The following is a 5,238-nucleotide window of genomic DNA, read 5'->3' as shown; positions in this document are numbered from 1 at the left end:
CTTCACAACTAGGGTGGTACCGCGATATTTTTGTCGTCCCTACGTATTTACGTAGGGGCGTTTTTTATTATTAGGGAGGAAGTGAACGTATTAGAAAAGAGTATTGATAGAACAATATAAATACCGAATTGTAACAAAGAAAAAGAGACAGAGAGGAGATTAATAAATGAATTCACAGCAATGGACATCGAAATTAGGTTTCGTATTAGCTGCAGCAGGTTCGGCAATTGGTCTTGGGGCGATTTGGAAATTCCCATATATGGCCGGCATTGGAGGAGGCGGAGCGTTCTTCCTAATTTTCATCGGTTTCACATTATTAATTGGTTTACCGCTATTATTAGCTGAATTTGTTATTGGAAGAAGTACACAAAAAGAGGCTGTTGATGCATATAGAGAGATTGCTCCTAAAACGTTATGGCCTTGGTTAGGTAAATTAGGAATTGTAACATGTTTCATATTACTTTCTTTTTACAGTGTTGTAGGAGGCTGGATTTTATTATATTTATGGAATGCAATTACAGGTAGACTATGGGAAGGAAATGGAGCATACGAAGCTACGTTTGGTGAAATCATTTCCAATCCATATTTAGCAGTTGGATCACAGCTATTATTCATTCTTATTACTATTTTCATCGTAAGTAAAGGTGTACAAAATGGTGTTGAAAAAGTAAATAAATATTTCATGCCAGCACTATTCGTTTTATTCTTTGTATTAATCGTTCGTGCACTTACATTAGATGGTGCTGGAGAAGGAGTTCGTTTCTTCTTACAACCTGATTTCTCACATGTAACATCAGAAGTTATTTTATACGCAATGGGGCAATCGTTCTTCTCGTTATCTGTCGGGGTAGCCGTTATGGTAACGTATAGCTCGTACTTACCGAAAGAAGAAAGCTTACCACGTTCAGCATTTTCTATCGTAGCATTAACTCTTGTTATTACATTACTTGCAGGACTTGCAATTTTCCCAGTTGTGTTCGCATTCGGAATGGAACCATCTCAAGGACCAGGACTATTATTTATCGTATTGCCAGCTATTTTCAGTAAAATGGCATTCGGAAAATTATTCTTCATCGTTTTCTTATTACTATTCTTCTTCGCTACGATTACATCAGCAATTTCGATGTTAGAAATTAGTGTTGCGTCGTTAACATCAAAAGGTAAAGGGAAACGTGAAAAAATGGCCTTAATCGTAGGGTTATTAATCTTCGTTGTTGGGGTACCATCAGCATTATCATTCGGTATATTAAGTGATCTGAAGATTTTCGGAAAGACAGTCTTTGATTTAGCGGACTATGCAGTAAGTAACGTATTAATGCCACTTGGTGTATTATTAGTTTCTATCTTTGTTCCTTTAAAAATGAAGAAAGATGTATTAATGAAAGAGCTAGGTGTAAGTAAAAATAAAGGTTATAAACTATTCGTATTATGGTTATTCTTACTTCGTTATATCGCACCAATTGCGATTATTATCGTATTCTTAAATGTACTTGGCATTATATAAAAAGAAAGGTGGCGTATCATACAAAGATACGCTACCTTTCTTTTTATTTTGCTCTTTTTTGCAATTCATTTACTGTTACGAACTGATAGCCCTTCTTAGATAAAGAATCTAAAATACCTTCAATCGTTTTTAAATTGTCATCAGACTCATCATACATAGAATGCAGTAAAATGATAGAACCTGGTTTTACATTTTTATTAACATATTTAATTTTATCAGCCGCAGATTTATAAAAAGTATCGGGCTCAAGATCCCATATAATCGTTTCAATATTATTTTTATTTAAATAATAGGGTAGTCCAATTAATTTTTTTCCGTTAGGCGGTCTAAAATCAATTTCGTCTGTAAATCCTGTTTGGCGGATTAATGAATTCGTTTTTTCTATTTCATCTTTAATAAAAGAAGGTGTTTTGAAAATCATTCTTTTATGAGAATATGTATGGTTTCCAAGCTGGTGCCCAGATTGCGCGATAGCTTCTCCTAATGATAGACTTTTCTCTAATTCATTTCCAATTAAAAAGAAAGTAGCTTTAGCGTTGTATTTATCTAGTAACGGTAATATTTGTTTTACATTGTTAGTAGGGCCATCATCAAAAGTTAAAGCGATCACTTTTTCATTTGTTTCTACGCGTTGTGTTAAATCTCCAAATAATTGAAAGCTTCTTGCGTTCATCAATTTGTATGTTCCGAATAATGCCGTGATAATAAAGAATAGTGTAACGATTGTAATGATAATTTTTTTCCTCATAACGTAACCTCACAATGATTTTTGATTCAATAAAAAGTATTATATCAAAATTAATTATTTATTGCTGAAAAAGTATGAAGATGCAAGGAGAGGGATTTTATCATATAATAAAATGCAAAAGGTATATTAGGAGGTGTTTATATGGCGATTATAATTCAATTGCCAGACACTGCAACGTCTCATGCAAAGCCAAGTATGGAAATGGCGATACTTTGCGTGAGGTAGACAAGTAATATACAATCGCCTATATGAGCTCGTATCATTTTTTATATTTGGCTTTGCACCTTATTGAAATGAACCATAAAAAATAAGGGGCGAGCAGAAATGAAATACGTAAAAGCTAATGCTGTTTTACCAGAGAGTTTAATTACTGAAATTCAAAAGTATATACAAGGTGAAACAATTTACATTCCGAAACAAGAAACGAAACATTATAAATGGGGTACACGATCTGGCGGAAGAAAACAACTAGATGAAAGAAATAAAGCAATTAAAGAAGCGTTTAAAAGTGGGATTGCTATTCATCAACTTGCAGAAGAATATTTTCTTTCTGGGGAAACGATTAAAAAGATTGTGTATTCTAAATAAGAGGAAAAGAGTCTGATTCATATATTACTTTGAATCAGACTCTTTTTGTTTTGTATTTATTGGATGTGAATGGACATGATAATAGCGACAATGTGCCATTTTTTACTAAATTGGATACATAACATTTGAGTGAAAAGCAGAAAGGTGAACATATATGAATCATCTTGGACAAATAACGATAGAACTTTTTGTTGGTTTTTTTGTTTTATTAATTGCTACTAAAATATTAGGGAAAACACAAATATCGCAGCTAACACCTTTTGATTTTATTTCTGCCATTGTACTCGGAGAATTGGTTGGAAATACGATATATGACCCTGAAGTGAAAGTCTGGTCCATTTTATATGCGGTACTAGTATGGACAGTATTAATTTACGCAATAGAAGTGATAACGCAAAAATATAGGGGGACAAGAAGGTTTTTTGAAGGATATCCTTCTATTATTATTCGTAATGGATATATTGACAGAGATCAATTAAAATCGAATCATTTGGATATAAACCAATTACAACAAATGCTTAGGCAACAAAAAGATATATTTTCAATCCGAGAAGTTGAATATATGATATTGGAACCTAATGGAAACATAAGCGTTCTGAAAAAAAGTAAATACGAATCTCCTACTATAAATGATTTAAGTTTAAAACATAAGCCTGTATACTTACCAATTTCATTAATTAGTGATGGGAAAGTAGTTAAGGATAATTTGAGGGAAGCAGGATTTGATGAAGGGTGGCTTTATAAACAAATAAAGCAAAAAGGAATTACTAAATTTGAAGACGTATTATATGCGGAATGGAAAACAGATGATGGCTTCTTTTGTCAGGAAATGCAGCGGTAGAGAATAAGTGATGTATGTAATGTTTGTTTCTAAGTTATCTTTTACATATCAAAAAACGTAATCATTGTATACAATAAAACTAGATCAACAATTTGTATGGAGTGATAAAGATGGAAGCGTTTATTAGAAGTGATCAATATAATTTTATAAAATCACAAGCTTATATTTTAGCAAACGGGCATGCAACGGCAAACGATAGAGGTGTAATTCAAGCGTTAAAATCACTTGCGATTGAAAAGATAATACATGTATTTGAGAATTTAACCGATGAACAGAAAGAGTTAATTGATACGGTATTAACAGTTCAAAATAGAGAAGATGCAGAATCATTTTTAATGAAAATAAATCCGTATGTAATTCCGTTTCAAGAAGTTACAGCACAAACATTAAAAAAATTATTTCCTAAAGCAAAAAAGCTAAAACTTCCCGATATGGAAGAACTGGATATGAAAGAATTATCTTATTTAAGCTGGATTGACAAAGGATCAAGCAGGAAATTTATTATAGCGAAAAATGATAAAAATAAGTTTGTTGGTCTGCAAGGAACGTTCCAAAGTTTAAATAAAAAAAGTATTTGTTCATTATGTCATGGGCATGAAGAAGTAGGGATGTTTTTAGTTGAAATTAAAGGTGATGTACCAGGAACTTTCGTTAAAAAGGGAAACTACATTTGCAAAGATGGTGTAGCTTGCAATCTGAATATGAAATCGCTAGATAAATTGAACGATTTTATTGACCGCTTGAAGAAATAACGAGAAAACCTCTAGTATTTAAACTGGAGGTTTTTATTTTTTGAAGAAGTAAAATAAGCTTTCTTTGTAAATGTAGATTTATAATGAAATTTGATAAAAATATCTATTATGATACAGTTGCTTATATGCAAGGAGGTAAAACATGGATTACATTTTACCGAAAGAAAAATTGAAGCGATGGCCAAAAGATACGATAGCGGCGGGGCGTGGTCATACTGTTGGTCTTAAATCGGATGGCACGGTAGTAGCGGTGGGCCGGAGTAAAGAAGGAGAATGCAATGTATGTGGCTGGCGAGATATTGAAGCAGTTGCAGCAGGCAATGTTCATATGGCGACGAACACAGGTAATGCTCATACAATCGGTCTTACATGTGACAATACTGCGATAGCAGTGGGTTGGAATAAGCATGAACAATGTGATGTAAACGATTGGCATAATATTGTAGCGGTTGCGGCAGGGTGGCGTCGTACTATTGGCCTTAAATCGGATGGCACGGTAGTAGCGGTGGGCCGAAATAAAGAAGGAGAATGCAATGTAAGCAGTTGGCAAGGTATTGTGGCAGTCACAGCGGGTGACTGGCATACAGTCGGTCTTAAATTGGACGGCACATTGACGACTGTGGGAAATAATCGATATGGTCAATGCAATGTAAGTAGCTGGCGAGGTATTGTATCGGTCAAGGCTGGGTATCTTCATACTGTTGGTCTTAAACGAGACGGTACGGTGACAGCAGTGGGGAATGATAAACATAACCAGTGTGATGTGAGTGGCTGGATAGATATTGTAGCAATAGCGGCTGGTACG

At 34.1% G+C, this 5,238-nt stretch carries 6 protein-coding genes; 5 read left to right on the top strand and 1 reads right to left on the bottom strand.

The window, feature by feature from the left end; genetic code table 11:
• Nucleotides 1-166 precede the first annotated feature (166 nt).
• The gene (locus tag MR167_RS30390) at nt 167-1,504 is read left to right on the top strand and encodes a sodium-dependent transporter (protein WP_001088187.1); all 1,338 of its coding nucleotides are present in this window, start codon (nt 167-169) and stop codon (nt 1,502-1,504) included.
• A gap of 43 nt (nt 1,505-1,547) precedes the next feature.
• Here the strand turns inward: MR167_RS30390 and MR167_RS30385 are convergent, their stop codons facing one another.
• Complete coding sequence (locus MR167_RS30385; protein WP_001227581.1) at nt 1,548-2,252, bottom strand: polysaccharide deacetylase family protein; 705 nt, start codon at nt 2,250-2,252, stop codon at nt 1,548-1,550.
• Between the two features lie 324 nt (nt 2,253-2,576).
• On the opposite strand from MR167_RS30385, the gene MR167_RS30380 reads away from it, so the two are divergent.
• The 4 genes from MR167_RS30380 to MR167_RS30365 all read left to right on the top strand — a co-directional run.
• Nucleotides 2,577-2,840, top strand: coding sequence for a CD3324 family protein (locus MR167_RS30380; RefSeq protein WP_000878325.1), 264 nt, complete (start codon nt 2,577-2,579; stop codon nt 2,838-2,840).
• A gap of 154 nt (nt 2,841-2,994) precedes the next feature.
• The gene (locus tag MR167_RS30375; protein ID WP_001015971.1) at nt 2,995-3,681 is read left to right on the top strand and encodes a DUF421 domain-containing protein; all 687 of its coding nucleotides are present in this window, start codon (nt 2,995-2,997) and stop codon (nt 3,679-3,681) included.
• A gap of 110 nt (nt 3,682-3,791) precedes the next feature.
• Complete coding sequence (locus MR167_RS30370; RefSeq protein WP_000387066.1) at nt 3,792-4,433, top strand: FusB/FusC family EF-G-binding protein; 642 nt, start codon at nt 3,792-3,794, stop codon at nt 4,431-4,433.
• Nucleotides 4,434-4,575: 142 nt separating this feature from the next.
• The coding region (locus MR167_RS30365; protein ID WP_242316164.1) for an RCC1 domain-containing protein at nt 4,576-5,238 on the top strand (663 nt) is incomplete at its 3' end.

This window comes from Bacillus cereus group sp. BfR-BA-01355, assembly GCF_022663675.1.
Taxonomy (GTDB): Bacteria; Bacillota; Bacilli; order Bacillales; family Bacillaceae_G; genus Bacillus_A; species Bacillus_A thuringiensis_S.
Note: the sequence above shows the minus strand (reverse complement) of the source record. Positions and strands in the feature narration are given on the sequence as shown.

Excerpts from the sequence above, each read along its gene's own strand:
- MR167_RS30390 (WP_001088187.1), top strand. The coding sequence starts at position 167 with ATGAATTCACAGCAATGGACATCGAAATTAGGTTTCGTATTAGCTGCA.
- MR167_RS30385 (WP_001227581.1), bottom strand. The coding sequence starts at position 2,252 with ATGAGGAAAAAAATTATCATTACAATCGTTACACTATTCTTTATTATC.
- MR167_RS30380 (WP_000878325.1), top strand. The coding sequence starts at position 2,577 with ATGAAATACGTAAAAGCTAATGCTGTTTTACCAGAGAGTTTAATTACT.
- MR167_RS30375 (WP_001015971.1), top strand. The coding sequence starts at position 2,995 with ATGAATCATCTTGGACAAATAACGATAGAACTTTTTGTTGGTTTTTTT.
- MR167_RS30370 (WP_000387066.1), top strand. The coding sequence starts at position 3,792 with ATGGAAGCGTTTATTAGAAGTGATCAATATAATTTTATAAAATCACAA.